At 71.3% G+C, this 26,554-nt stretch carries 23 protein-coding genes; 3 read left to right on the forward strand and 20 right to left on the reverse strand.

Annotated features, from left to right (window positions below; genetic code table 11):
- Positions 1-197 precede the first annotated feature (197 nt).
- From pulA to ID804_RS09235, 8 genes are all read right to left on the reverse strand, one after another.
- Positions 198-6,401, reverse strand: coding sequence for a pullulanase-type alpha-1,6-glucosidase (pulA, locus tag ID804_RS09200; protein WP_169079242.1), 6,204 nt, complete (start codon positions 6,399-6,401; stop codon positions 198-200).
- A 285-nt stretch (positions 6,402-6,686) separates the two neighbouring features.
- The gene (gene ccsB / locus ID804_RS09205) at positions 6,687-7,727 is read right to left on the reverse strand and encodes a c-type cytochrome biogenesis protein CcsB (RefSeq protein WP_223159070.1); all 1,041 of its coding nucleotides are present in this window, start codon (positions 7,725-7,727) and stop codon (positions 6,687-6,689) included.
- Entirely contained in the window at positions 7,727-9,373 is a 1,647-nt protein-coding gene (gene resB, locus ID804_RS09210) for a cytochrome c biogenesis protein ResB (protein WP_317451245.1), read from the reverse strand. The genes ccsB and resB overlap by 1 nt, the downstream gene beginning before the upstream one ends.
- Positions 9,351-10,097, reverse strand: coding sequence for a cytochrome c biogenesis CcdA family protein (locus tag ID804_RS09215; protein ID WP_317451246.1), 747 nt, complete (start codon positions 10,095-10,097; stop codon positions 9,351-9,353). Before ID804_RS09215 ends, resB begins: the two co-directional genes overlap by 23 nt.
- Positions 10,098-10,102: 5 nt before the next feature.
- A complete protein-coding gene (locus tag ID804_RS09220) occupies positions 10,103-10,735 on the reverse strand; it encodes a TlpA family protein disulfide reductase (RefSeq protein WP_169079240.1) in 633 nt (210 codons plus the stop codon).
- The gene (locus tag ID804_RS09225) at positions 10,732-11,364 is read right to left on the reverse strand and encodes a histidine phosphatase family protein (RefSeq protein ID WP_169079238.1); all 633 of its coding nucleotides are present in this window, start codon (positions 11,362-11,364) and stop codon (positions 10,732-10,734) included. Before ID804_RS09225 ends, ID804_RS09220 begins: the two co-directional genes overlap by 4 nt.
- Positions 11,365-11,404: 40 nt before the next feature.
- Positions 11,405-11,755 (reverse strand): ArsR/SmtB family transcription factor, encoded by a 351-nt coding sequence (locus tag ID804_RS09230; RefSeq protein ID WP_211161153.1) that lies wholly within the window; start codon positions 11,753-11,755, stop codon positions 11,405-11,407.
- Positions 11,756-11,772: 17 nt separating this feature from the next.
- Complete coding sequence (locus ID804_RS09235; RefSeq protein ID WP_169079236.1) at positions 11,773-12,381, reverse strand: cadmium resistance transporter; 609 nt, start codon at positions 12,379-12,381, stop codon at positions 11,773-11,775.
- Positions 12,382-12,522: 141 nt separating this feature from the next.
- Between ID804_RS09235 and aspS the strand changes: the two genes are divergently transcribed.
- Positions 12,523-13,863, forward strand: coding sequence for an aspartate--tRNA(Asn) ligase (gene aspS, locus ID804_RS09240; RefSeq protein ID WP_317451247.1), 1,341 nt, complete (start codon positions 12,523-12,525; stop codon positions 13,861-13,863).
- Between the two features lie 22 nt (positions 13,864-13,885).
- Here aspS and ID804_RS09245 read toward each other — a convergent pair whose 3' ends face one another.
- Together ID804_RS09245 and ID804_RS09250 are read right to left on the reverse strand one after the other, a co-directional pair.
- Complete coding sequence (locus tag ID804_RS09245; protein WP_169079232.1) at positions 13,886-14,065, reverse strand: YegP family protein; 180 nt, start codon at positions 14,063-14,065, stop codon at positions 13,886-13,888.
- Between the two features lie 98 nt (positions 14,066-14,163).
- The gene (locus ID804_RS09250; protein WP_317451248.1) at positions 14,164-14,532 is read right to left on the reverse strand and encodes a hypothetical protein; all 369 of its coding nucleotides are present in this window, start codon (positions 14,530-14,532) and stop codon (positions 14,164-14,166) included.
- Positions 14,533-14,671: 139 nt separating this feature from the next.
- On the opposite strand from ID804_RS09250, the gene ID804_RS09255 reads away from it, so the two are divergent.
- Together ID804_RS09255 and ID804_RS09260 are read left to right on the forward strand one after the other, a co-directional pair.
- Complete coding sequence (locus ID804_RS09255; protein ID WP_169079230.1) at positions 14,672-15,640, forward strand: ring-cleaving dioxygenase; 969 nt, start codon at positions 14,672-14,674, stop codon at positions 15,638-15,640.
- Complete coding sequence (locus ID804_RS09260) at positions 15,637-16,272, forward strand: alpha/beta hydrolase (protein WP_188219188.1); 636 nt, start codon at positions 15,637-15,639, stop codon at positions 16,270-16,272. Before ID804_RS09255 ends, ID804_RS09260 begins: the two co-directional genes overlap by 4 nt.
- Before the next feature lie 231 nt (positions 16,273-16,503).
- On the opposite strand, the gene ID804_RS09265 is transcribed toward ID804_RS09260, so the two are convergent.
- The 10 genes from ID804_RS09265 to ID804_RS09310 all read right to left on the reverse strand — a co-directional run bounded on the left by ID804_RS09265 (position 16,504) and on the right by ID804_RS09310 (position 26,497).
- Entirely contained in the window at positions 16,504-17,310 is an 807-nt protein-coding gene (locus tag ID804_RS09265; protein WP_169079228.1) for an IclR family transcriptional regulator domain-containing protein, read from the reverse strand.
- 4 nt (positions 17,311-17,314) lie between these two features.
- Positions 17,315-18,484: a thiolase family protein gene (locus ID804_RS09270; protein WP_169079226.1), complete on the reverse strand. Its 1,170-nt coding sequence runs from the start codon at positions 18,482-18,484 to the stop codon at positions 17,315-17,317.
- Positions 18,484-19,152, reverse strand: a complete 669-nt coding sequence (locus tag ID804_RS09275; protein WP_169079224.1) for a 3-oxoacid CoA-transferase subunit B — start codon at positions 19,150-19,152, stop codon at positions 18,484-18,486. Before ID804_RS09275 ends, ID804_RS09270 begins: the two co-directional genes overlap by 1 nt.
- On the reverse strand, positions 19,149-19,925 hold the full coding sequence (locus ID804_RS09280; RefSeq protein WP_169079222.1) for a 3-oxoacid CoA-transferase subunit A: 777 nt from the start codon (positions 19,923-19,925) through the stop codon (positions 19,149-19,151). The genes ID804_RS09275 and ID804_RS09280 overlap by 4 nt, the downstream gene beginning before the upstream one ends.
- A 135-nt stretch (positions 19,926-20,060) precedes the next feature.
- Positions 20,061-21,572, reverse strand: a complete 1,512-nt coding sequence (locus ID804_RS09285; RefSeq protein ID WP_317451249.1) for an aldehyde dehydrogenase family protein — start codon at positions 21,570-21,572, stop codon at positions 20,061-20,063.
- Positions 21,569-22,213, reverse strand: coding sequence for an HD domain-containing protein (locus tag ID804_RS09290; protein ID WP_169079220.1), 645 nt, complete (start codon positions 22,211-22,213; stop codon positions 21,569-21,571). Before ID804_RS09290 ends, ID804_RS09285 begins: the two co-directional genes overlap by 4 nt.
- A gap of 14 nt (positions 22,214-22,227) precedes the next feature.
- Entirely contained in the window at positions 22,228-23,499 is a 1,272-nt protein-coding gene (locus tag ID804_RS09295) for an NAD(P)/FAD-dependent oxidoreductase (protein ID WP_169079218.1), read from the reverse strand.
- Position 23,500: 1 nt separating this feature from the next.
- Positions 23,501-23,821 (reverse strand): 2Fe-2S iron-sulfur cluster-binding protein, encoded by a 321-nt coding sequence (locus tag ID804_RS09300; RefSeq protein ID WP_169079216.1) that lies wholly within the window; start codon positions 23,819-23,821, stop codon positions 23,501-23,503.
- Between the two features lie 35 nt (positions 23,822-23,856).
- On the reverse strand, positions 23,857-24,600 hold the full coding sequence (locus tag ID804_RS09305) for an SDR family NAD(P)-dependent oxidoreductase (RefSeq protein ID WP_169079214.1): 744 nt from the start codon (positions 24,598-24,600) through the stop codon (positions 23,857-23,859).
- A 43-nt stretch (positions 24,601-24,643) separates the two neighbouring features.
- Positions 24,644-26,497 carry a PEP-utilizing enzyme gene (locus tag ID804_RS09310; protein WP_169079213.1) on the reverse strand — a complete coding sequence of 618 codons (1,854 nt, stop codon included), beginning with the start codon at positions 26,495-26,497 and terminating at the stop codon, positions 24,644-24,646.
- Between the last annotated feature and the right edge of the window lie 57 nt (positions 26,498-26,554).

Here is a 26,554-nt window from a genome sequence, read left to right on the forward strand (position 1 = left end):
GGAGTTCTGAACGGGCAGCCTACGCAGGACTCTGCCAAACGCTGGGGAACGGGCCGAACGCAGGGGCGGGGCCGAACGCTGGAGACGAGCCGAACGCAGATGGACGCGCGGGGAACCGGGACCTGCGGAACGGCCACGAGGGCGGGCACGCTCTCCGCGCGCCCGCCCCCACGGCCGGTGGTGGCCGGTCTGCCTACCTACGAGGCCCGTCGGTGGCGCAGGCGCGGTGCGAGCACGAGGGCACCCGCCGCGAGCAGCGACAGCCCGACGCCGAGCGCGACCCACGGCTCGGCCCCCGTGAGGGCGAGCAGCGAGACCGTCAGCGGCGAGGTCGCCTCGACCCCCGACTCGAGGCCGACGAGCCGGATCGTGTGCTGACCGAGCTCGGCATCGGCCGGGATCGTCACCCGCACGAGCACCTCGCCGGTCGAGGAGGCGTCGGTGGCGAGCAGCAGTCGCGGCGTCGACTCGAGCCACACCTGCACGCGCTCGCCGGGGGTGAAGCCCGAGCCCGAGACCGTCAGCACCTGGCCGGGCTCGATAGATCCGGCGCCGAGCGACGCCTTCGGGCCCTTGCCCGGCTTCGGGCCGTTGCCGTTGCCGGGGTTCTCGCCGCCCTGGCCGGGGCCCTCGCCACCCGGGTTGCCGGGCTGGCCCGAGCCGGGCTGGTCGTCGACGAGCACGGCGACGCTGCGGCCGGGGATGCTGACCGTGCCGGTCTTCTTGTCCCAGCTGGTCTGCTTCACCACCGGGTCCGCGCCCTTTGCCTGGGCGCGCACGAGCGAGAACGAGCGGCCGGCGAGGCCCTCGACCTGCTCGACGATCGCGTCGGGCGAGGCGTTGAAGACGACGAGCGCGCCCTCGAGCTCGGGGTCGACGTCGTCGCCGAGAAGGTCGTCGATGAGCATCACGACAAGGCCGGGGGTCGCGTCGGCGCCGCTGTTCGGGAAGCTGACCTTCTGGCCGATGAGCTCGGCCGAGCCCAGCTGCAGCAGGTCGACCGAGCTGCGCACGCGCAGCAGGTCGAGCGCCGCGGCCTCGGCCGCCGCGATGTCGGCTGCAGCAGGCTTGAGAGCCGGGTCGGCGAGCAGCGGGGCCATGATCGACCACTTGCCGCCATTGTCGGCCTCGCTCGGCAGACCCGAGCCGAAGGTCGACTCCTGGCCGGTCCAGTCGATGCGGTTGAACCAGTCGCCCGAGTTGTAGCTGTTGCGGTCGAGCGACTTCGAGCGCAGCAGCTCGGTGCCGGCGTGCCAGAACGAGGGCGCCTGCGAGAGCGTCACCGTCGCGAGCGACAGCGTGTTCATGCGGATGCGGTCGGCCATCGTCGTGTCGCGCGGCAGCTTCAGCACGCCGAGGTCGTACAGCGTCTCGTTGTCGTGCGCGTCGACGTAGTTGATGACCTCGTCGGGCTGGTCGGCGTAGCCGGCCGGCGAGCCGCGGTAATCGAGCTCGTCACCGGGCACGACCGCACCGCTCGCCGACTCCAGCGCGTAGTCGCGCAGGTTGCCCACGAGGCCGATCTTCACGAGGTCGGTCTGCTTGAGCAGCTCGGCGATCGACTGCTCGGTCGAGCCGTTGATCGGGTCGCCGTTCGGGTCGGTGCCGAGGCCCGTGCCGAAGCCCTGCACGAAGGTCGACGAGCCGTCGACCGGGCTGCCGCCGTGCACCGCGTCGCGCAGTCGGTCGTTGAACGTCGCGATGCCCGTGCCACCGAGCTGGCCCTGCGTGGCCTGCTCGAAGCGCGCGTTGTTGGCGACCTCGCCGAAGTTCCAGCCCTCGCCGTAGAGGAACACGCCCGAGCCGTCGACGCCGTCGCGCTCGAGAGTGAGGGCGTCGAGCGCGGCGCGCACGTTCAGCATGTTCTGCTTCGAGTGGTGCCCCATGAGGTCGAAGCGGAAGCCATCGACCTTGTACTCCTTGGCCCAGAGCACGACCGAGTCGACCATGAGCTTCTCGGCCGCGGCGTGCTCGGTGGCGACGTTCTGGCAGCAGGTCGAGGTCTCGACCGTGCCGGTCGCGCTGAGGCGGTGGTAGTACCCCGGCACGATGCGGTCGAGCACCGACTTCTCGCCCTGCCCCGACTGCGCGGTGTGGTTGAACACCTTGTCGAGCACGACCTCGAGCCCGGTCGCGTGCAGTGCGCCGACCATCTCGCGGAACTCGGCCACGCGAGCGCCGCCGTCGGCGTCGACCGCGTACGAGCCCTCGGGGGTCGAGAAGTGGTACGGGTCGTAACCCCAGTTGAAGCCGTCGAGGTCGCGGATCTCGGCGATGCACGCCTGCTGCTCCTCCGACGCCGGCCCGAACGACTCGAGGTCGCACTCGGGGGTCGCCTGGCTGCCGCGACGCTCCTCGATCGTGGCGATGTCGAAGGTCGGCAGCAGGTGCACCGTGGTGATGCCCGCCTCGGCGAGCTGGCGCAGCTGCTGCGTGCCGGCCGAGTCGCGCGTGAAGGCCCGATACGTGCCGCGCTCCTCCGCCGGCACCGACTCGTCACCGATCGAGAAGTCGCGCACGTGCAGCTCGTAGATGGCGCGGTCGACGCTGCGGTCGACGTCGGGCTGCGGGGTGTCAGCCCACAGCTGCGGCTGCAGCGCCGGGTCGTCGAGGTCGACGACGACGGAGCGCGCCGAGTTGACCGTGAGGCCGACCGAGTACGGGTCGGTGACCGAGTTGGTCTCGAACTCACCCGTCGAGGGCGCGAAGACGTCGACGCTCCAGCGGTACTCGTCGCCCACGGCGAGACCGGAGTCGACGCTCCAGATGCCGCTCGCGGCGTCGAAGGCGGCCTCGATGACTTCGGCGTCGCCCGTCGTGCCCGCATCCCAGCGCTCGAGCGCGACTGAGCGGGCGGTCGGCGCCCAGAGCGAGGCCGACACGTCCGCGCCGTCGACGATCGCACCGAGCGGTGCGCCGGCGAGGCCCTCGGCGTAGAGGTCGTCGAGCACACCGGGCAGCTGCACACCCGTGAGGGCGGTCAGCGCGCCGTCGACGCGCTGTGCGACGAGCAGCTCGTGGCGCACGAGCTCGGCGATCGCCGCGCGGTCGAGGCCCACGGGCGTGAGCGCGACGTAGCCCTCGAGGTGCGGGAAGGCCTGCAGCACACCGGCGGGCAGTCCCTCCGGGTCGACCGCGAGCTCGATCGGCTCGCCGCCACCGGTGACCTCGCCCCCGGCAACGTCGAGGGTCGCGTCGGCGGAGTGCTCGAGCGTGAACGTCGCGTTCGCGGCGGGCGTGCCGCCGAGCAGCGCGACCGGCCACGCGATCGTGTCGCCCGCGGCCCAGATGGCCTGCGAGGTGCCGGTGCCGGCGAGCGGCGGGTCGGTCACGATGATCTCGAGCACGTGCGTGGCGAGGGTGTACTCGAAGCGCACCTCCTTGCCCTCGCTCGCGGTGAACGAGTAGTTCGCACCGCCCGGCGCACCGCCGACACCGTAGTTCTCGTCCCACGACAGGCCGTGCGCGACCTTCACCTCGTACGAGCCGCTCGGCAGCGCCGAGGTCGCGAAGGTGTAGACGCCGTCCTTGTCGCCATCCTGGGCGAGGGTCACGAGGCAGTCAGGCTGCCAGTCGCCGGGGCAGCCGAGCTCCGACTGCAGGCTGCCGGGCAGCGTCACGATCGGACCCTCCGCGCTCGACGACACAATCTTGGTCACCGGGTTGAAGTAGAACGTGATCGGACCACCCTCGTGCGTGTACGCGATGTTGCCGCCGTCGCGCACACCGTTCGCGCCGTAGTTCTCGGCCCACGAGCTGTTGACGGCGACCTTGTACTCGTAGCTGCCGGCCGGCACGTCGAAGGTGCCCGTCCAGATGCCCGAGGCGGTGAGGGTCAGCTCGGCCGCGGCGCAGTCCGGCGTCCAGTCGCCGGCGCAGCCCATCTCGCTGTTGTGGTTGCCGGGCACGACGACCATGTCGTACGTCGGCTCGGGCTCGCCGCCGTCGTCGACGGCGCCGTTGATCGCGTTGCCGACCGAGGCGTAGGTCGAGGCGGCGGCGCGGTTGCCCGCGGCGTCGACGGTCACGGCCCGGTACTCGACGAGCGTGCCGGCGGCGAGGCCGCGCACGTCGTGGAACAGGCGAGGCTCGGTGTCCTCCGCGGTGCCGAGCGGGGTCCACTCGCTCGAGCCGGCCACGCGCCAGGCGAAGCTGGTCTCGACCCACGTGCTGTCGTCCACGTCGGCGGCGACGGGGGCGAGATCCGTCAGCGCGGCACCGGCGGCGGGCACCGCGACGCTGAGCGCCTGTGCGGCCTCCGGGGCCGTGACGGTCGCGTCGGCGACCCACACCACGGCGGCGAGCGGCGGCACCGTGACGGTCGCGAGCCCGGCCGCGTCGGAGGTCACGGCCGCGCCGTCACCGTGCAGCACCGAGAAGGATGCTCCCGCCGTGAGCGTCGGCACCTCGACGGTGCGCTCCGAGGTCGAGTTGTTGACCGCCACGAGGTGCTCGATCTTCTCGTCGCGGTGCACGCGGCTGAAGGCGTAGACGCCCGCGCCGTCGTCGACGAAGCGCTCGATCTGGGCGCCGGTGTCGAGCGCGGGGTGCGCGTCGCGCAGGGCGGCGAGCTCGCTGATCGCGGCGTAGAGCGGGGCATCCGTGCTGTACCGGTCGACGCTGCCGGCCTGCTCGCCCGTGACGAGCTCCTGGTTCGCGTACTCGGCGGTCTGCGTGGCGAAGAGGGTCTGACGGGCATCCTTGTCGCCGCCGGCGCCCGCGAAGCCCTGCTCGTCGCCGTAGTAGACGACCGGCTGGCCGCGCGTGAGGTACATGAGCTCGTGCGCGAGCACGGTGCGCTCGAGCGGCTGCGCGGTGTTCTGCAGGAAGAAGCCGACGCGGCCCATGTCGTGGTTGCCGAGGAAGGTCGGCAGCGCCGTCGACGACGAGTCGGGGGTCGTGTAGCGGTCGTCGCCCGCGAAGAGCTCCTGCAGGCCCTTCGCCGAGTTGCCGGCCGCGAACGAGACGGCCTTCTGCTGGAAGGTGAAGTCGAGCACCGAGTTCATGTCGGTGTCTCGGATGTACGGCGCGAGCTTGACCGGGTCGGCGTCGTAGACCTCGCCGAACATGAAGAAGTCGGGCTTGCCAGCGACGTTCTGCGCGTAGTCGAGCACCTCGGTGCTCCACTGCTCCCAGAACTCGAAGTTCACGTGCTTCGCGGTGTCGATGCGGAAGCCGTCGATGCCGAGGTCGATCCACTGCTGGTAGACGTCGACGAAGCCGTTCACGACGGTCGGATGCTCGGTCATGAGGTCGTCGAGCCCGACGAAGTCGCCGAAGGTGACCGACTCGCCCGTCCACGTCGAGTCGCCGCGGTTGTGGTACAGCGTCGGGTCGTTGAGCCAGGCCGGAACCTTCAGCTCCTCTTTGCCCGGCGCGATCACCGGCGTGTACGGGAAGCTCGTCGCCGCGTCGAGCGCGGGGAAGTCACCGGTGCCGGCGTAGTCGCCCGGGTCGAACGCGGTGCCGTTCGCGTCGCGGTACGGCTCGGTGGCCTGGTCGATGTACGAGTACTGGCCCTCCTCGTACGAGATGACGTCGGCGGTGTGGTTGGTGATGATGTCGAAGTAGATCTTGAAGCCGCGCGCGTGCGCCTCGTCGATGAGGGCCTCGAGCTCGGCGTTCGTGCCGAGGTGCGGGTCGATCTGGGTGAAGTCGGTGATCCAGTAGCCGTGGTAGCCGGCCGAGGCGTTGGCGCCCTCGCCCTGCACGGGCTGGTTCTTGAAGCTCGGCGTGAACCAGATCGCGGTCGTGCCGAGGCCCGCGATGTAGTCGAGGTTCTCGCGGATGCCCGCGATGTCGCCGCCGTGGTAGAAGCCCTTGTCGGTCGGGTCGAAGCCCGTGACCATGCGGTCGCCCTCGAGCCCGCCGGTGTCGTTCGAGGCGTCGCCGTTGGCGAAGCGGTCGGTCATGACGAAGTAGAAGCTCTCGTCGCTGCCAGCCTGGCGCACGGGCGGGGCGACGATGGCGTCGTCGGCGGGCGAGTAGGCGCCCGCCATGCTGAGCAGCTCGAGGCCGACGCGCTGCGTGGCCTCGTCGAAGGTGACGCGCACGGTCGCGTCGCCGGCCACGGTGAGCGGGATGTTGCTGCCACCGCCGTCGAGGCCCCACGAGGCATCCCACGTGTCGTTCGCCGCGACCTTGTACTCGTAGTTGCCGGCCGGGATCGTGAACTCGGCCGAGACGACGCCGGGCGTGCCGGTCGGGGCGAGCTCGGTCTCGGCGCACGCGGGATCCCAGTCGCCGGCGCAGCCGAGCTCGGACTGCAGCGAGCCGACGAGGGCGTACGTGTCGCCCTCGGCGGAAGCGGCGGGCAGCGGCACCGTCGCGAGGAGGGAGCCGGCGAGCGCTCCGGCGGTGAGGGTGGCGGTCAGCGTGCGGATGCTCGCGCGTGAGGTCATCGTCGACTCCGGTTGTTGCGGCGCAGCGACGCGCCAGGGGTGGTCGGGCCGACGCTAGCAAGCGGCGAGACGATCTGCAAGCGTTTGCACGATCATCCCCCGAATGCGGGCCGTCAGGGCCCGGAACCGGCGGTGCGAGTGCACCCTGAATCGGCTTCACTCCCTGTGGAACCGGCCTGGAACGCAGCGGGAACGGAGTGGAACCGCTTGCACTCCGGGCGCCTGGCACAGCACGACGCCCCGCGATCGCCCAGGATCGCGGGGCGTCGGAGCAGCCGCTGGGGCCTACAGGCCGCTGTACGAGTGCAGGCCCTTGAAGAAGAGGTTGACGACCGTGTAGTTGAAGATCACGGCGCTGAAGCCGATGATCGCGAGCCACGCCGAGCGGTCGCCGCGCCAGCCGCGAGTCGCGCGCGCGTGGATGTAGCCGGCGAAGAGCGTCCAGATGATGAAGGTCCAGACCTCCTTCGTGTCCCAGCCCCAGTAGCGGCCCCAGGCGCGCTCGGCCCAGATGGCGCCGGCGATGAGGGTGAAGGTCCAGAACACGAAGCCGACGACGTTGACCCGGTAGGCGAGCGACTCGAGGGCGGATGCTCCCGGCAGAGTGTGCACGAAACGCAGCCCCTCAGCCTTCGACGCGGCGGCCCGCGAGCGGATGAGCTGCATGATCGACAGCCCGGCGCCGATCGCGAAGAAGCCGGTCGCGAGCGTCGCCACGAGCACGTGGATGACGAGCCAGCTCGACTGCAGCGGCGGCGGGGTCGGCACGACGTCGACGTAGAAGTTCGTCGTCACGATGCCGAGCGACAGCAGCGTGAAGCCCGAGATGTAGGCGCCGAGGTAGCGCACGTCCTTCCAGAGCAGCGCGCCGAGGAAGGTGCCCATGCCCATGGCCGTCGCAGTGAGGCCGAACTCGAACATGTTGGCCCAGGGCACGCGCTCGGCCGCGATGCCGCGGGTCAGCACCGCGCCGAGGTGCAGCAGCCAGCCGAGGGCGGCGAGGGCGACCGCGGCCCGCTGGAAGCGGGTCGCACCGACGGGGGCGGCCCCGCCCGGGGTGTCGAGACCGGATGCCCGGCTCGACGTGGGGCGCACGGCCGTGGCCGTCGCGGCTCCGCCCGCGGCGGCGCGCACGGCACCGGCCGCGCTCGCGCTCGAGGCGTTCAGCACGGGTGCGGCCTCGGTGCGGGCGGCCTCGGCCGCATCCGCCGCCGACGGCGCAGCCGACCGCTTCGCGAGGTCGAGCGTGAACAGGATGAAGGCGATCGTGTACACGCCCATGGCGGAGTACACGGCGACGAGCGAGTAGGCGACGAGGTTCTCCATCAGGTCTCCAGGGTAGGCGCGAGTCGCTGGGAATGAGCATCGGCGAGGTCGGCGACGGCCTGCTCGAGGCCGGGGTCGTCGCCGCGGGCGAGGCCGGCGTACTCCAGGCGCACGCCGTCGGCGGTCGACGTCGCGACGACCCAGAGGCGGCGGCGCGGCACGAAGAGGCTCACGATGAGCCCGCCGAGCACGAGCAGCGAGAAGATCAGCACGCCCGTCTGCGTCGGGTCGTGGTGGATCTCGATCGAGACGAATCGGCGGAGGTCACGAAACTCGACCGTCCCCAGGCCGTCCGGCAGACTCACCGTCTGCCCGAGGCCGAGGACGAGCGGCTCCGCTGGCGCGTCCCGACCGGCGATCGGAGTGAGCCCGTCGGTATCCAGCGCGTAGGCATTTCGAGAAACGCCGTCGTCGAGCCCCAGGTCGCCGGTGAAGGCGTTGAACGTCAGCACCGGCTGGTCGGGCTCGGGGAAGACCGACGACAGGGCGCCCGAGTCGAGCTGGATCGCCGAGGGATACAGGAACCCGATCATGCCGAGCTGCTCGTCGAGACCCTGCGGCACCTTGATGATGCCGAGACTCGTGAGATTGGCATCCTGCGGCAAGTACGGCACGGGCTCGTCGAAGACCACCTGACCATCGCCGTTGCGGATGGTGATCACCGGGGCGAACCCGTTGCCGAGCAGGTACACGGTGGTGCCGGCGATACTGAGCGGCTCGTTGACTTTCAGCTGCCGCTCGCGCTCCACGCCACCCGTCACCTCCGTCAGCGTGGCCGTGAAGTCGAGCGGTTGAGCCTGGCCCGTCGTGCGATCGATGCCGTACTCCGGGTCGAACTCGTCAAGACGAAGACCGTACGGGTCGAGGCGGACATCGTCGAAGAAGCGACCGGGGTTGAAGGAGTCGTAGGTGCCGAGCTGGTTCACGAAGGTCTGCCCCTCGACGATGACCTTCTGACCGTTGTAGCCGAAGCCGCCGGCGAAGCCGATCGTGGCGAGCACCCCGACGAGGGCCATGTGGAACACGAGGTTGCCGGTCTCGCGCAGGTATCCGCGCTCGGCCGAGAGCGAGTCGCCGTAGCGCTCGACGCGGTACCGGCGGCGGCGCAGCTCGGCGCGCGCGGCCTCGAGCGCCGTCTCGACGTCGGCGGGGGCATCCGTCGCCCGGTAGCCGACCAGGCGGTTGAGGCGAGCCGGCGTCTTCGGCGGGGCCGCCCGCAGCGCGCGGGCGTGGTGCACCGTGCGCGGGATGATGCAGCCGATGAGCGAGACGAACAGCAGCAGGTAGATGGCCGAGAACCACACCGAGGTGTAGGTGTCGAAGACCTGCAGGGTGTTGAGGACGTCGTAGAGCTCGGGATTGTTGCGTCGGTACTGCACGACGCCGTTCGGGTCGGCCGAGCGCTGCGGCACGAGCGAGCCGGGGATCGCCGCGACCGCGAGCAGCAGCAGCAGCACGAGCGCCGTGCGCATACTGGTCAGCTGGCGCCAGGCGAAGCGCAGCCAGCCGACGACGCCGAGGGCCGGCTGGGCGATCGCGGATGCTGCGCTTGCCTCGCCCGACCGCTCGCGCTCGGCGCTCGACTCAGCGCGCTCCGCGGCGAGCGCCTCCGCGTCGATGTGGTCAGAGGGGCGTAACGGTTCCACTGATCACCGCCCCGAGGCTCGAGACGAACAGCTGCCAGAGGCCCGTGACCATGGCCAGGCCGATGACGATGAGCAGGGCGCCTCCGATGATGTTGATGACGCGGATGTTGCGCCGAAGCCACGCCGTCGCCCCCGCCGCCCAGCGGAAGCCGAGTGCGATGAGCAGGAACGGCACGCCGAGGCCCAGGCAGTACACGAGGGCGATGAGCGCCGCCCGCCCGAGGTCGCCCTCGTTGAGCACGAGCGCGTTGACGGCCACGAGGGTCGGGCCGATGCACGGCGCCCAGCCGAGCCCGAAGACGATGCCGAGCACGGGGGCGCCCGCGAGGCCCGTGCGCGCCGCGATGCGGGGCTTCAGCGTGCGCTGCAGGAACGACACCTGCCCGATGAAGACGAGCCCCATGATCACGACGACGACGCCCGCGACGCGCGTAATGAGGTCGAGGTACTGCTGCAGCAGGAACCCCGCGGTCGCGAACACGATCGAGAACGCGACGAACACGACCGAGAAGCCGAGCACGAACAGCAGCACGCCGAGCACCAGTCGGCCGCGCTCGGAGCGATTCTGCGCCGGCCGGGTGATGCCGCCGACGTAGGCGAGGTAGGCGGGCACGAGCGGCAGCACGCACGGCGAGGCGAAGGCCAGGAACCCGGCGGCGAGCGCGATCGGCAGCGCGAGCAGCAGGTTGCCGCTCAGCACGATCTCGCCGATCGGGTTGACCACGCCGATCAGCTCGACTCGGCGAGGGTGTCGGTGATCATGGCGCGCAGGGTCGAGGGCTCGGAGACGAGACCCGAGATGCGCGCCGCGACCCGGCCCTGAGCATCCACGACGAGGGTCGTCGGCACGGCCGTCGGCGAGACCTGGCCGGCGAAAGCGAGGCGCACCGCACCGCTGTCGACATCGAGGATCGAGGGGTAGGAGATGCCGAACTCCTCCGCGAAGGCGAGAGACTGGGCGGCCGAATCGCGGATGTTCACGCCGACGAAGGGCACGCCGGCGCCGCCCTGCTCGTCGGCGAACTCCTGGTACAGCGCCTCGAGGTCGGGTGCCTCGACTCGGCACGGCGGGCAGGAGGCGTACCAGAAGTTCACGACGTACACCTGGCCGGCGAGGTCGTCGCTGGAGAGGGTGCCCCCCTCATCGAGCGGGGCAGCCTCCCAGCTGATCGGCTCGCCGCGATCCTCCGGCGCGATGACCGTGTAGGCGCCGTCGCCCGAGATGTAGCCCTGCCCGGAGCCCGAGCGGTACTGCTCGGCGAGCGGGTTGGACGTGCAGCCGGAGAGCACGAGCGCGGCGGCCGCGGCGAGCGCGGCGACGACGCGCAGCGGGCGACGGCGGGAGGGAAGGGGGCTGGTCACACTGCTCCGAGGTCGATGGCGTTCTCAAGTAAGTCTGCCGCGGGATCCTGATAGCCGATCTCAGTGAAGGCCCCGTCGCGCCACGCGAAGCTCGTCACGCTCGACAGCGAGCAGCGGCGCTTGCGCGGGTCGTGGGCGAGACGCTTGCCGGCCACGGCGCGGTGGGCCATCCAGATCGGCAGCTGATGGCTCACCATGACGACCTCGCCCGAGTCGGTGCGCTCGTGGGCGTCGCGCATGGCGGCGAGCATCCGCGCCGCGATCTCGGCGAAGGGCTCGCCCCAGCTGGGCGTCGACGGGTCGCGCATGAGGTGCCAGTGCTTGGGGTGCATGAGGGTGCGACGATCCATGCGCTTGCCCTCGAACCGGTTCGTCGGCTCGATGATGCGCTCGTCGGTGTGGATCGGCAGGCCGAACGCCTCCGCCCACGGGGCCGCGCTCTCCTGGGCGCGCTGCAGCGGACTCGCGTACACGGCCGTCACCGGATGCCCGGCGAGCGCCTGCACGGCCGACGCGGCCATGCGGTGCCCGAGCTCGCTGAGCCCGAAGCCCTCCAGCCGCCCGTAGAGCACGCGCTTCGGGTTGTGCACCTCGCCGTGCCGCACGAGATGGACGAGGTCGGCGGGCATGCCCCCAGTCTAGAAGCGGGCGGATGCTCGGACGCACGCGTCAGTGAGCCGCGGGCCCGTAGTTCGTGCACAGCGCCACGGAGTCGCCGGTCGCGTCGAGAAGCCGTTCGGCCGTGCGGAGCAGATCGATGAGCTCCGGGTGAGCGATTGAGTACAGCGAGGAGCGGCCGACTGGGCGCACCACCACCAGATCGCATTCGCGGAGACAGGCGAGATGCTGGGAGACGGTGGACTGCGCCATGCCGAGCTGCGCGGTGATCTCGGCAACCTTCCTCTCGCCGCTCATCAGGAGCTGCAGGATACCCAGGCGAGTGGGATCCGCGAGCCCATGGAAGAGGGCAGCCGCCGGTTGGAGGGCGGCCCGAGGGGAAACGGACGTCATCATCGTCATGACCCGAATGCTAGGTGTCAGGTGAGGAGGTCGAGGAGCCGAGGAACCACACCCGACTCGATGAGGATGAAGAGGCCCAGGCCGATGAAGACCGCGGGAACGAGCCAGTGCTCGATCCTCTCGAGCATCTCCGTGATACTCCGATTCGTGCCGATCGCCCGCCCCAGCAGGCACCACACGGCTACAAGAACCAGGAATACCGCGATGGTGATCGCCGTGTCGGTCGGGGAGATGGTCCGGAACACGGGCGTGTAGAGGGAGATGTTGTCCGCGCCGTTCGCGATCGTTATCCCGGCGACACCGAGAAGCCCGACCGCTTTTAGCGCGGATTCCGCTTCGTCGTCGTCACGGCCTTTGCGGAGCGCACGGACGAGCCCGATCACTCCGATGACCAAGGGAATCATGCCGAGGAAGCCGACCCACTGGTCCGGAACGATGGTCAGGCCCAGCGCGGCGACCACGCTGATCGCGACCAGGGTGCTGAAACCGAGGTACTGACCCAGCACGATCTGCCACGGACGAGGGCCGCCCCGCGTGGAGGCGAGGAACAGCACCGTGAGCACCACGATGTCGTCGATATTGGTCGCGGCGAACATGCCGGCGGCGGCGGCGATCGTCGAAAACACCTGAACTCCCTGAGTGAGGCAAACATCAGACTTTGCCGATGATATCGCAAGCCAGCGATGATCTGCGCGCGGGAGGGCGCCCGGTCTCGCGCCCTGGCCGGGCCCGAGCCGCGCATCCGCCCGCCGGTAGGCTGTTCTCTCGTGACTCGCACCCTCATCAAGAACCTCGCCCCCCTGCCCGACGGAACCGTGACCGTGGCCGGGTGGGTGGATACGGTGCGCGACCAGAAGAAGGTGCAGTTCGTCATCCTGCGCGACGAGTCGGGCGCAGTGCAGCTCGTGAACCCCGCCGTTCGCGAGCTCGGCGACGACGCCGACGACGCCGCGCGGTCGGCGCTCGCGCTCACCGAGACGATCTCGGGCCTCGCGCACGGCTCGATGGTGCGCGTCACCGGCGAGCTCAAGCACGACGAGCGGGTGAAGCTCGGCGGTATCGAGGTGAAGATCGGCTCGCTCGAGGTCGTGAGCGAGGCGCTGCCCGAGACGCCCATCGCCGACGACTCGAGCCTCGACAAGCGGCTCGACTGGCGGTTCCTCGACCTGCGGCGCCCCGAGGCGAACCTCATCTTCCGCGTGCAGACGACGTTCGAGCACGCGCTGCGCACCTGGTGGGTCGAGCACGACTTCGTCGAGATCCACACCCCGAAGCTCATGGCGAGCGCCTCCGAGTCGCGCGCCGAGCTGTTCGAGCTCGAGTACTTCGAGGGCAAGGCGTACCTCTCGCAGAGCCCCCAGTTCTTCAAGCAGATGGCGCAGCCGGCCGGCTTCGGCCGCGTGTTCGAGATCGCCCCCGCCTTCCGCGCCGACCCCTCGTTCACCTCGCGCCACGCGACCGAGTTCACGTCGATCGACGCCGAGTTCAGCTGGATCGACTCGCACGAGGACGTCATGGCCATGCACGAGCAGGTGCTGGTGGCCGCCTTCACGGCCGTCGTCGAGCAGCACGGTGCCGAGATCGAAGCGGCGTTCGGGGTCCAGCTACAGGTGCCGACGACGCCGTTCCCGCGCATCCCCCTCGCGGAAGCGCTCGAGATCGTGAAGGCCCGCGGCTACGAGGTGCCCCGCACCGACGGCGACCTCGACCCGGAGGGCGAACGCCAGCTGTCGGCCCACGTGCGCGAGGCGTACGGCCACGACTTCGTGTTCGTCACCGACTACGCCAGCGGGATCCGGCCGTTCTACCACATGCGTCACGAGGGGGATGCGGGGCTCACGAACAGCTACGACCTCGTGTACAACGGCACCGAGATCTCCACCGGGGCCCAGCGCGAGCACCGGGTCGACGTGCTCATGGCGCAGGCGCAGGAGAAGGGCCTCGAGCCCGAGGAGCTCGAGTTCTACCTCGACTTCTTCCGCTACGGCGTGCCGCCCCACGGTGGCTTCGGCATGGGGCTCGCTCGCGTGCTCATGCTCATGCTCGGGCTCGGGTCGATCCGCGAGACCACGTACCTGTTCCGCGGGCCGACGCGCCTGCTGCCGTAGCGGGCGATCGCTCGGGGGCGGCTCAGGTCTCGTCGACCACCGTCGCCCCGCCGGCGCTCTTCATGACCGACTCGATCGCGCTCACGCACGAGGCCTTGGCGACGTAGGTCTCGCTGATCGCAAGGGTCTGCCCGTTGGAGGAGACGATCTTCCACATGAAGGGCTCCTTCTCGCTCTTCGTGCGGCTGATGACGAACTTCATGGCGGGCTCCCTCGAACCGGGCCGCTCCGTTGCGGCCGCTCTGACGCGAGCGTACGACCAGGAAGGCGGTGCCGCTAGAGGCGATCGATTCCGCGCCTCTACACCTCGAAATCGGGGCGGATGCTCCAGCCGGTGTACTGCTCGAGCGCGGCCATGAGGCGCAGCGCCTCGAGCACCGCGTGCTCGTGGCTGACCGTCGAGTAGACGTCGATGGCGAGCGGCGGCGGCTCGCCGAACTTGGGGATCTCGATCTCGGCGCGGGCCCCGCCCTCGAGCTCGATGTACGGCCGCATTGTGCGGGCCTCGCGCACCGGGCTGTCGACGGCGAGGGCGACGATCGCGAGCGCGTCGATCTTCGTGACGGGGCTGCGCACGACGATGGTCGCGCACCACTCCGGGGTGCCGTCACCGGCGCGGCCGGCGCGCGGCCGGAGGGCGGCCAGGAAGTCGCGGACGGGGTCGATCACGCCGCCACGATAGGCGGCGCGGCTGAGCGGCGGCTCGGCGCGCGGGCGAGCATCCGCGGAGAGGTCGAGTGCCGGGGAATAACGCTGGCATCTATGCGTTTGCATGGATATCATCGGCACGATACGTCAGGAGACCACCATGACCGCCGCCACCGAGGGCCTGCACCACGTCACCGCGATCGCGGGCGACCCGCAGAAGAACATCGACTTCTACATCACCGGGCTCGGGCTGCGGCTCGTGAAGAAGACCGTCAACTTCGACGACCCCGGCACCTACCACCTGTACTACGGCGACGAGTCGGGCCGCCCCGGCACGCTCATGACGTTCTTCCCGTGGCGGGGCATCCAGCCCGGGCGCATCGGCGCCGGCCAGTCGACCTCGACCGCGTTCAGCGTGCCCGCCGGGTCGCTCGGCTGGTGGGTCGACCACTTCGCCTCCGTCGGCGCCGAGGCGCGCATCACCTCGACCTCGTCGAGCGAGGAGCGCCTGCTCGTGCACGACCCCGACGGTCTCGCCATCGAGCTCGTCGCCACCCACGAGCACGACCCGCGCGACCCCTGGGATTCGGCGAGCGTGCCGGCCGAGCACGCCATCCGCGGCCAGCACTCGAGCGTGCTCACCGTGCGCGACGCCGACAGCACCATCGCGCTCATGGTCAACGACCTCGGGATGCGCGTCGTCGAGCAGGAGGGCAACCGCACCCGTCTGGCCGCCGGTGAGGGGATGCCCGGCGCCCTCGTCGACGTGCACGCCTCGTCGCTCGCGCCCACCGGCCTGACCGCCGGCGGCACCGTGCACCACATCGCCTTCCGCGTGCCCGACCAGGCGACGCAGCAGCGCTGGCGCGACGAGCTCGCGAGCAAGGGGCACCGGGTCACCGAGATCCTCGACCGGCAGTACTTCACCTCCATCTACTTCCGCGAGCCGGGCGGCGTGCTGTTCGAGATCGCGACCGACACCCCCGGCTTCGCGATCGACGAGCCGCTGCTCGAGCTCGGCCGCGCGCTCAAGCTGCCGCCGTGGCTCGAGCCCTCGCGCGAGGCGATCGAGGCGCGCGTCGTGCCCGTGACGCTGCCGGCGGAGAACAACCCGGAGGTCGCCGCGTGAGCGGGGCAGTCTCGCTCGACGCCTGGCCGCACCTGTTCGAGCCGGGGTCGCCCGACGCTCCCGTGCTGCTCACGCTGCACGGCACGGGCGGGAACGAAGCCGAGATCGCCGCGATCGCACCGCACCTGCTGCCGGGGGCGGGCATCCTCTCGCCGCGCGGTCGGGTGAGCGAGCACGGCATGAACCGGTGGTTCCGGCGCATCGCCGAGGGAGTGTTCGACGTCGACGACGTCATCGCGCGCGCCGGCGAGCTCGCCGCCTTCATCGCCCTCGCCCGGGCGCACTACGGCCTGGGCGATCGGCGGATGCTCGCCGTCGGCTTCTCGAACGGCGCCAACATCGCCCTCGCCACGGCCCTGCTGCACCCCGAGGCGCTCGACCGCGTCGTCGCGTTCAGCGGCATGTTCCCGTTCGGCGACCGCGACCCGATCGGCGACGTCTCGGGTGTGCGGCTGCTGCTCGCCAACGGCGTCGCCGACCCGATGGCGCCCGCGGCGAGCGTCGCGCACCTGGCCGCGGTGGCGGCCGCGCACGGTGCCGAGGTGACGCGGCACGAGCGCGCCGGCGGGCACGGCATCGACGGCAGCGACCTCGCGGCCGCGCGGGAGTTCGTCGCCGCCCAGGCGGCGTAGGCGGCCGCGCGGGCCTTCGTCGCCGCGCAGGCGGGGTAGGCGGCCGCGCGGGCGGAGGACGTGCCCTTGCGACGAGAGCGTGCGCTCACGCGCACGTGGTTGTCGGAAGGGCACGGGCGGGCCTCGGGCGCGGCGGGCGCCGCGCGCGGCGCTCGCTGCAGCGGCAGCTGCGCAGATACGCAACTGGCAGCGGGCGGCGCAGCGTCGCACGGGATGTACCGAGCGGGGCGACTAGCGCATGCGCAGGTCGGCCTCGATCGAGGCCGTCGCGCGCTGCAGGGCGGGCAGCACGCGGGCGAGCTCCGACTCGGGGTCGCCGCGGCGGGCCGTGGAGACGTTGACCGCCGCGACCACGGAGCCCGAGGCGTCGCGCACCGGGGCGGCGATCGACCGCAGGCCCTCCTCCAGCTCGCCGTCGACGAGGGCGAAGCCCCCGCGGCGCACGCGCTCGAGCTCGGCGAGCAGCACCGTGCGGTCGACGAGCGTGGTCGGCGTGAACGGGTGCGGGCGCGATGCGGCGAGCACGGCATCCGCCTCATCGACGGGAAGCGCCGCGAGGAGCACGCGACCCAGCGAGGTCGCCCAGGCGGGGAAGCGGGTGCCGAGCTGGATGCTCACGCTCATGATGCGCCGCGTGGGCACCCGCGCGACGTAGACGACGTCGAGCCCGTCGAGCACCGCGAGCGACGACGACTCGTCGACCGCGTGCGACAGCCGCTCGAGGTGCGGCTGCGCGACCGCCGGCAGCGACAGCGACGACAGGTAGCTGTAGCCCAGCTCGAGCACGCGCGGGGTGAGCGCGAAGCGACGCTCGCTCGCGCGCACGTAGCCGAGCGTGACTAGCGTCGCGAGGAAGCGGCGGGCGGCGGCGCGCGGCACCTCGGCGCGCGCCGCAACCTCGCTCAGCGTGAGCTCGGCGTGGTCGGCGTCGAAGGCGCGGATGACCGCGAGGCCGCGCGCGAACGACTGCACGAAGTCGGCGCTCGCCTCGCCCGCAGCACCGCCGGCCTCGGCGGCGTCGACGGGCTCAGCGGTCATGCGCTCATCTTTCCAGAACGACCGCGAGGCCCTGGCCGACGCCGATGCACAGCGCGACGACCGCGACGCCGCCGCCGCGCCGCCGCAGCTCGTGCGCGGCGTGGCCGAGGATGCGCCCGCCCGAGGCGCCGAGCGGGTGGCCGATCGCGATGGCGCCGCCGTGGATGTTCACGCGCTCGGGGTCGAGCTCGGGCCACAGGCGGATGCACGCGAGCGACTGCGACGAGAACGCCTCGTTGAGCTCGACGAGGTCGACATCGGCCCACGTGCGGCCGGCGCGGGCGAGCGCCCGGTTCGCGGCCTCGACGGGCGCGACGCCGAACACGTCGGGGTCGTTGCCGAAGGCGGCGCGACCCGCGATGCGGGCGAGCGGCTCGGCGTCGATCGCGCCCTCGGCGCCGAGCAGCACGGCCGAGGCGCCGTCGTTGATCGACGAGGAGTTGCCGGCCGTGACCGTGCCGTCGGCGGCGAAGAGCGCCTTGAGGCCGCCGAGGCGCTCGAGGGTCGTGTCGTCGCGGATGCCCTCGTCGCGCGCGAGCTCGTGCCCCTGCACCTGCACGATCTCGCCGTCGTAGACGCCGTCGGCCCAGGCGCGCGCGGCGAGCTCGTGGCTGCGCAGCGCGAAGGCGTCCTGGTCGCCGCGCGAGATCCCGTGGATGGTCGCGAGCTTCTCGGCCGACTCGCCGTTCGAGATCGTCCACTCCTTGGGCAGGGCGCGGTTGACCATGCGCCAGCCGATCGCGGTGTTCCACAGCGTCGGGTTGCCGATCGCGGGGTAGGGCTTCGGCGACTTCTCGAGCACGTACGGGGCGCGGCTCATCGACTCGACGCCGCCGGCGAGGATCACCTCGGCGTCGCCCGACTCGATGGCGCGCGAGCCCTGGATGACCGCGTCGAGCGACGAGCCGCACAGGCGATTGACGGTCGTGCCCGTGACGGTGGTCGGGAAGCCCGCGAGCAGGGCACCGAAGCGCGCGACGTTGCGGTTGTCCTCCCCCGCCTGGTTCGCGTCGCCGAAGACGACGTCGTCGATGCGGGCCGGGTCAAGGCCAGCCCGATCGACGGCGGCGCGCATGACCGTCGCCGCGAGGTCGTCGGGCCGCACGTCGGCGAGGGCCCCGCCCGCGCGGCCGAACGGGGTGCGCACGGCGTCGTAGACGAAGGTCGCGGTCATCAGGACTCCTCGGGGGTGGCGGCCTCGACGACCACGGTCAGGGCGAGCCCGGTGAGCTCGCGCAGCTCGTCGAGGGTCGTCGTGCCGAACAGCTCGCGCACGGCGAAGCCCTCGGGAGTCACGTCGAAGACGGCCCGGTCGGTGTAGACGCGCGTGACGCAGCCGACGCCCGTGAGCGGGTAGGTGCAGGCCGCGACGAGCTTCGACTCGCCTCCCTTGGTCATGAGGTCGGTCATGACGTAGACGTCCTTCGCGCCGATGGCGAGATCCATTGCGCCGCCGACGGCGGGAATCGCGTCGGGTGCGCCCGTCGACCAGTTGGCGAGGTCGCCGGTCTGCGACACCTGGAAAGCCCCGAGGATGCACAGATCGAGGTGCCCGCCACGCATCATGCCGAACGAGTCGGCGTGGTGGAAGTAGGCGGCGCCCGGCAGCTCGGTGACGGCGAGCTTGCCGGCGTTGATGAGGTCGGGGTCGACGTGACCCGGTGCCGGCGCGGGGCCCATGCCGAGCATCCCGTTCTCGGTGTGGAGGATGACCTCCGAGCCGGGCGGCAGATGATCGGCGACGAGCGTCGGTGCGCCGATGCCCAGGTTGACGTAGGCGCCGTCGGGGATGTCCGCGGCGACGCGGCGCGCGAGGGCGTCGCGATCGAGACGGTCGGTCATCGGTCTCCTCCAGCGGTCGAGGTGGCGGCCGGGTCGTCGAGTCGCTCGGCGAGCGGCTCGCCCTGCAGATCGACGCCGCCGACGAACTCGCCGTCGCGCAGCCAGCGGCGGTTGCCGACCGCGACGACGCGGTCGACGAAGATGCCGGGCGTCACGATGGCCTCGGGGTCGAGCGAGCCGAGCGGCACGATCTCGTCGACCTGCACGACCGTGGTCGTCGCGGCGGTCGCCATGATGGGGCCGAAGTTGCGGGCCGTGCGGCGGTAGACGACGTTGCCCCAGCGGTCGGCGCGCAGGCCGCTGATGAGCGCGACGTCGGCACGGATGGGGTGCTCGAGCAGGTAGGTGCGGCCGTCGATCTCGCGGTGCTCCTTGCCCTCGGCGAGCGGCGTGCCGACGGCGGTCGGCGAGTAGAAGGCGCCGATGCCGGCCCCGGCGGCGCGGATGCGCTCGGCGAGGTTGCCCTGCGGCACGAGCTCGAGCTCGAGGCGGCCCTCGCGGTAGGCGCGGTCGAAGTGCCACGAGTCGCTCTGGCGCGGGAACGAGCAGACGACCTTGCGCACGCGGCCCTCGGCGATGAGGCGGGCGAGCCCGACGTCGCCGCCGCCGGCGTTGTTGCTGACGATCGTGAGCTCGCTCGCTCCGGCGTCGATGAGGGCGTCGATGAGCTCGACGGGCTGGCCGGCGCGGCCGAAGCCGCCGACCATCACGGTCGCCCCGTCGCGGATGCCGGCGACCGCCTCGCGGAGGTCGGCGACGGTCTTGTCGATCATGCTGCGGTCCGCTTCTGCGACGGATGCCCGCCGCGAGTTGTTCGCTATGCGAACGAGTGTTCGCATAGTATCCATCGTAACGCCGACGCCCGCCGAGCGGAAGAGCTCGACGGGCGTCGGGGGTGCGGCGTTCGCTCAGCGCCGGCGGCGGTGCACCGACTGCGGCGTGAGGTAGGCCTCGAGACCCTCGACGCCGTACTCCACGCCCATGCCCGAGTCATGGCGACCGCCGAACGGCGCGGAGTGGTTCGAGGCGAAGAAGTTGATGCCGACCGATCCCGTGTCGACGCGGCGGGCCACCTCGAACGCGCGATCCTCATCGGCGCCGAAGACGATGCCGCCGAGGCCGAAGGGGGTGTCGTTCGCCACCTCGATCGCGTGCTCGACATCGCGCACCGGGATGATCGTGATGACGGGCCCGAAGATCTCCTCGCGCGCGATCGTCATCTCGGGGGTCACGTCGGCGAAGACGGTCGGCACGACGAAGGTGCCGATGCCGGCCGGGTTGGGCAGGTCGCCGCCGGCGACGACGCGCGCGCCCTCGTCGACGCCCGAGCGGATGTACCCGCGTACGGTCGCCTCCTGGGCGGCGGTCGCCGTCGGCCCGAAGACCGTGATCGGGTCGAGCGGGTCGCCGAGGGGCGAGTTCGCGATCGTCTCCGCGACGAGATCGACGACCGCGGCCTCGTTCTCGGGCGTGACCAGGATGCGCGTGGAGATGTAGCAGGTCTGGCCCGTGTTGCGCAGGCAGCTGCGCACGAGCACCGACCGCAGGTGCTCGAGGTCGGCGTCGGGCAGCACGATCGCCGACGACTTGCCGCCGAGCTCGAGCGTGACGGGGCGCAGCAGCTCGCCGCAGGCCGCGGCGATCCTGCGACCCACGGGCGTCGAGCCCGTGAAGGCGACCTTCGCGACGTCGGGGTGACGCACGAGCAGGTCGCCCGCGGCGCCGTTGCCGGTGAGGAAATTCACGACGCCCGGCGGGAACCCCGCGGCGGCGGCCGCGTCGACGAGGAAGCGCGTCGACAGCGGCGTCGGCGAGGCGGGCTTCATGACGACCGTGCAGCCCGCGAGCAGGGCGGGCGCGAGCTTGATGACGACGAGGTTGATGGGGAAGTTCCACGGCGCGATGAGTGCGCACACCCCGATCGGGTCGCGGTTCACGACCGTCTCGTTGACGCCGTCGGGGAAGGGCCGGATGTCGTCGCGCTCGAGGTGCGAGGCGAGCCCGGCGAAGTGGCGCAGGATCGACGCGGCGTTCGCCGCCGCCTTCGCCGTCTCGGCGACCGGCGAGCCGTTCTCGAGCGTGTTGGTGAGGCCGAGGGGCACGGCGCGCGCCTCCACCTCGTCGGCCATACGGCGCAGCAGCTCGGCACGGTGCGCGGGGGTGGTCGCCCGCCAGCCGGCGAGCGCGGAGCGCGCGGCGGCGACAGCGGCATCCACATCGCGCTCGTCGGCGACCGGCACCGAGCCCCACTGCTCGCCCGTCGCCGGGTCGATGACGGGCGAGGTCGCGGTGCTGTGCGAGGGGCGCCAGGCTCCGTCGATGAACTGGTCGGTCACGTGCCGGTACGGCAGGCTCTCGACGGCCTCGGCGTGCGCCCGGCGCAGCGCCCCGACGTCGATCGTCACGGTCGAGGCGCTCACGAGAGCAGCTCCGTCTTCAGCAGCGCCTCGGCGCGCGCGAGCTCGGCCTCGGCCATCTGCACGGCCGCGTCGGTCAGCAGCTCGGGGACGATCTCCGAGCGCAGGCGACGGACGTACTCCGCGGGGCTGAGCCCGAACCAGCCGGAGGCGAGCGCGATGCCCGTCGGCGTGAAGCGCCACAGGCGGTCGGCGTCGCGCACGAGGCTATCCTCCAGCGAATGCGAGACCTGGCGCGTGTCGTGCCCGTCGATGATCGCCGTCACGCGCTCGATGAACGCGTCGTCGTATCCGAGCCCGGGCAGCACCTCGCGGGCGATGTCGCAGCCGAAGCGCTCGTGCTGGAACCGGATGTCGGCCTTGCGCCAGTCGCCGCCGAAGCCCTCGGAGATGATCTTCGTCTCGTCGACGCGCGCCCAGCCGGTGTCGTGCAGCAGGGTCGTGACGCGCACGAGTAGGGCATCCGCCTCGGGGTACGCGTCGCACAGGCGCTCGGCGTACGCGACCGAGATCGGGAGGTGGATGTCGTTGCTGCGCGTGCGCGACTCGGTCACGATCGCGCGCCAGACCGGATCGAGATCGGTGATCGCGGGGTTGCCCTGGATGGGCGAGGTGTCGACGGCGAGGGCGGTGGGAAGAGGCATGGCGGGCTCCTGGATCAGACGAGCGTGGGCGCGGCCGGCTCGACCACGGACTTCTTGAGCGGGACGGAGGTGTCGGCGGCCGCCTCGGGCGGGATCGTCGCGCCGCGGCCCAGGGCCGAGCGCACCGCCATGAAGTCGAGCGGCTGGTTGACGCAGTCGGCGGCGAGCAGCTCGCCGTCGCGGTAGTAGAGCACCGAGAACTTCTCGGTGTCGGGGTCGCCGCGCAGCACCGTCGCGTCGTACCCGGTCGACAGGCCCGCGATCTGCAGCTTGATGTCGGCCTGGTCGCTCCAGAACCAGGGCGTCGTGCGGTACTCGTGCGGGTCGCCCATGAGGGTCGCCGCGGCGACCTTCGCCTGCTCGAGCGCGTTGTGCACGCTCTCGAGGCGCACGCGCGGCAGGCTCCCGCGCGCGTAGGGGTTCGGCATGAGGGCGCAGTCGCCCGCGGCCACGATCGACGGGTCGGAGGTGCGGCACGCGGCGTCGACGACGATGCCGCCGTCGACCTCGAGGCCCAGCTGCTCGGCGAGCTCGGTGCGCGGCACGACGCCGATGCCGACGAGCACGACGTCGGCGAGGATCACGGTGCCGTCCTCGAGGCGCACGCCGCTGACGGCGTCGGCTCCCTCGATCGCGGCGATGCGGGCATCCAGCACCACATCGATGCCGCGCCGGCGGTGCGCGTCGAGGTAGAACGCGCTCGTCTGCTCGGAGACGACGCGGCCGACCAGGCGCGGCGCCGCCTCGAGCACGGTCACGGCGAGCCCGCGCTTGCGGGCTGAGGCCGCGACCTCGAGCCCGATGAAGCCGCCGCCGATGACGACGAGCGAGCGGGCCGACTCGAGGCCCTCGGCGATCGCGGCGGCGTCGTCGGCGGTGCGCAGGTAGTGCACGCCCGGCAGGTCGATGCCGGGCAGGTCGAGGCGGCGGGGCGCGGCTCCCGTGGTAAGCGCGAGACGCGCGAAGGGGATGCGGCGGCCGGTCTCGGTGACCGCCTCGCCTCCGCCGTCGGCGTGCCGCTCGATCGCGGCGATCGTCTCGCCCGTGACGACCTCGACATCGTGCTGCGCGAACCAGTCGGCGGTGCGGAAGATGAGGTCGTCGCTCGTGATCTCGCCCTGCAGGTACGCCTTCGACAGCGGGGGGCGCTGGTACGGGGCGTGCGGCTCGTCGCCGACGAGCACGATGGGGCGCTCGTCGCCGAGCTCGCGGAGTGTCGCCGCGAGCTGCACGCCCGCCTGCGATGCTCCGACGATCAGGGTCGCGTCGTTCGCGGTGGCGGCCATCTCACACCTGCTCGCTGGGGGTCGTGACCCGGTAGGTCTCGCCCTCGATGAGCTTGATCTGGCACGACAGGCGCGAGCGCTCCTCGCGCTCGACCGCGGTGCCGTCGAGCATCTCGTCCTCGAGCTCGCTCATCTCGCCGGCGATCGCCGCGGTCTCGTCGGAGACGAAGACGTGGCAGGTGGCGCACGACATGCTGCCGCCGCACTCGCCCACGATGCCGGGCACGCCGTTGCGCAGGGCGGTCTCCATGATCGAGACGCCGGGCGTGCCCTCGACGATGGTCTCGGTGCCGTCGTGGGCGGTGTAGATGACGGTGGTCACGGTTCCTCCTGGTGGTGTGGGTGGGCGGCGGAGCGTCAGAGGTACTGGCGGCCGCCGTCGACGACGAGGGTCTGCCCGGTGACGGAGCGGCTCGCCTCGTCGGCGAGGTAGAGCACGGTGCCGACGATGTCGTCGGGCTGGATGGCGCGGCGCAGCGCGCTGCGCTCGACGCCGTAGGTCTCGGCGCCCTCGATGAGGCCGTGGCTCGCCTCGGTGAGGGTAAAGCCCGGCGCGACGGTGTTGGCGGTGATGCCGCGCGGCCCGAGCTCGGTCGCCATGACGCGGGTGAGCCCGATGACGGCGGCCTTGCTCGCGACGTAGTGGGCCCACTGGGCCGAGCCGCTCATGACGGTCGCCGACGAGATGTTGATGATGCGCGAGCCTGCGCCGAGGTGCGGCGAGCAGGCCCGGACGACCTGCCAGGGACCCTTGGCGTTGACCGCCATGACGCGATCCCACTCGCCCTCGGCGATCTGCTCGAGCGGTGAGCGCGTGAGGGTCGCGTAGATCGCGGCGTTGTTGATGACGACGTCGATGCGCCCCCCGCCGAGCTCGGCGGCGGCCGCCGCGAGCGCGTCGGTCGAGTCGGCGCGCGTGACGTCTACGCCGACCGCGATGGCCCCGGCGAGGCCCGCCGCGACGCGCGTCGCGGCGGGCTCGTCGATGTCGGCGACGACCACGCGGTCACCGAGCGCGGCGAAGGCTTCGGCGAAGGCGCGGCCGAGGCCGCCCCCCGCCCCCGTCACGATCACCGTGCGCGGATTCCGCGTGGTCGTCATCGTCGTCTCCTCGTGTGCTCTCTGGCGGTTCCGGTGCGATCGCTCAGTCGAGGATCGTGACGGTGCCGGTGTTGCCGTCGACGCGGATGCGCTGACCGGTGCGGATCTCGGTCGACCCGGTGCCCGTGCCGGTGACGGCGGGCATGCCGTACTCGCGGCAGACGATGGCGGCGTGGCTCATCATGCCGCCGATGTCGGTCACGGTCGCCCGAATCTTGCCGAAGACCGGCACCCAGCTCGGCGCCGTGACGGGGGCGACGAGGATGTCGCCCTCCTGCACCTCGCTGAGCTGGCTCGCGCTCGAGATGACGCGCGCCGGGCCCTCGACGATGCCGGGCGAGGCCGCCATGCCCTTGAGGGTGCCCTCGACCTGCTCGCCCTCGCCGAGCCAATTCTGGATCTGCTCGGTCGTGATGCCCCACAGCATGAGCGTGAAAGGCTCGGTGATGACCTCCGGCGGGGTGTTGAGCGCCGGCTGCGGCCGAGCGGTCTCGAGCGCGGCGATGATGCCGCGGCGACGCTCGACCTCGGCGGGCCAGTAGTCGGGCCCGATCGCCGGTGCCCCGACCATCCACCCGTTGACGTAGTCGAACAGCACCTCGCGCACCTCGTCGCGGCGCAGGTAGAACATGTCGTTCGCCTGCGGCCAGAAGCCCTCGGCGTGCAGCACGCCGGAGAGCTGGCGCATCTTGCGCCAGAAGACGCCCATCGTCCAGTGCTCGATGTAGAAGTTGTGGTTCTCGACGTACGGGTACACCGTGCGGGCGAGACCCAGCTTGCCGCGGAAGGTCTCGAGTGCCTCGCCGTCGAGCAGCTCGGCGTACTCCTCGGTGATGCGGTCGCGCTCGACCACGAGGTGATCGATGTCGCGGTCGATGTCGGCGCCCGAGTGGATGCGGTCGATGTAGCCCTTGATGAACGCCAGCGGCGTCGAGGGCACGTCGCGCCAGTACTCGTCGTGAGCGTAGAAGCCGTTGCCCGTGGTGAAGTTGAACCACGGCTCCTGCGACTCCTTCCACTGCGCGAGCCACTCGGCGCCGCCGCTGCGGCCCGCGATGGCGGCGAGCACCGCATCCGCGTCGGAGGTGTCGGCGAAGACGTCGCTGAGGCCGTTCTTGACCGCGAGCTTGGCGAGCTTCTTGAGCTCGTCGTCAGGGCGGAAGAGCTCCATGTCGACGCCCTGCACCATCGTCGCGATCGCCTGGTCGGAGATGCGCGGGAAGACCGACTTGCAGAACATGAACAGGTCGAGGTAGGCGACGTAGCCCAGGTTGAGGAACTCGAAGTGGTACTGCCACGCGCGGTACGCCAGCGCGATCATGCGGTCGTAGTCGCCGAGCAGCTCGGTGCCGGGCCCCGTGCCCTTGCCGCTGAGCACGTCGTCGAGCGCGATCTTCTCGGGCAGGGCCGAGAACTCGATCGACTCCATCTCGTCGATCGTGGCGCGCAGCTTCGTGTGCCAGTTCTGAAGCAGGGTCTCCCAGTTCTGGAAGTAGTGACCGGCGCGCTCCATGAACTGGGGCACGCGCGCCTCGATCTGCTCGGGCGCGACGGCGACGGGCGACATGTACAGGTACCCGTTGTGGATGCGGTACTCGATGCCGTTCGCCGTCGGGATGAGCAGCTGGCGCGAGTTGTACTGCCCGAGGCAGCCGACCGCGAACTCGAAGCCGATCGTCTCGAACGGCTTCGTCACGGTGGGCCAGTGCTGGCTGTCGCAGAACCAGAACTTCGCCTCCTCGACGGCGCGGCGGTTCTCCTGGAAGACCAGGTTGTAGGCGTAGAGGTCCTTCCAGCCCTCGGCGCCGGCCGGCGGGGCCTGGTCGTAGGGGCTCGGGAACGACCGGGGGGCGGTCGACTCCCCCTCGAGGGAGGGGGCTGCAGTCGTCGTTGACATGCGGATCCTTTCGGCAGGGCAGAGAGGTGGTGCGGAGAGGTGGTGCGGAGGGCGTCG

This window comes from Microcella alkalica (genome assembly GCF_014595885.1).
Lineage (GTDB): Bacteria > Actinomycetota > Actinomycetes > Actinomycetales > Microbacteriaceae > Microcella > Microcella alkaliphila_B.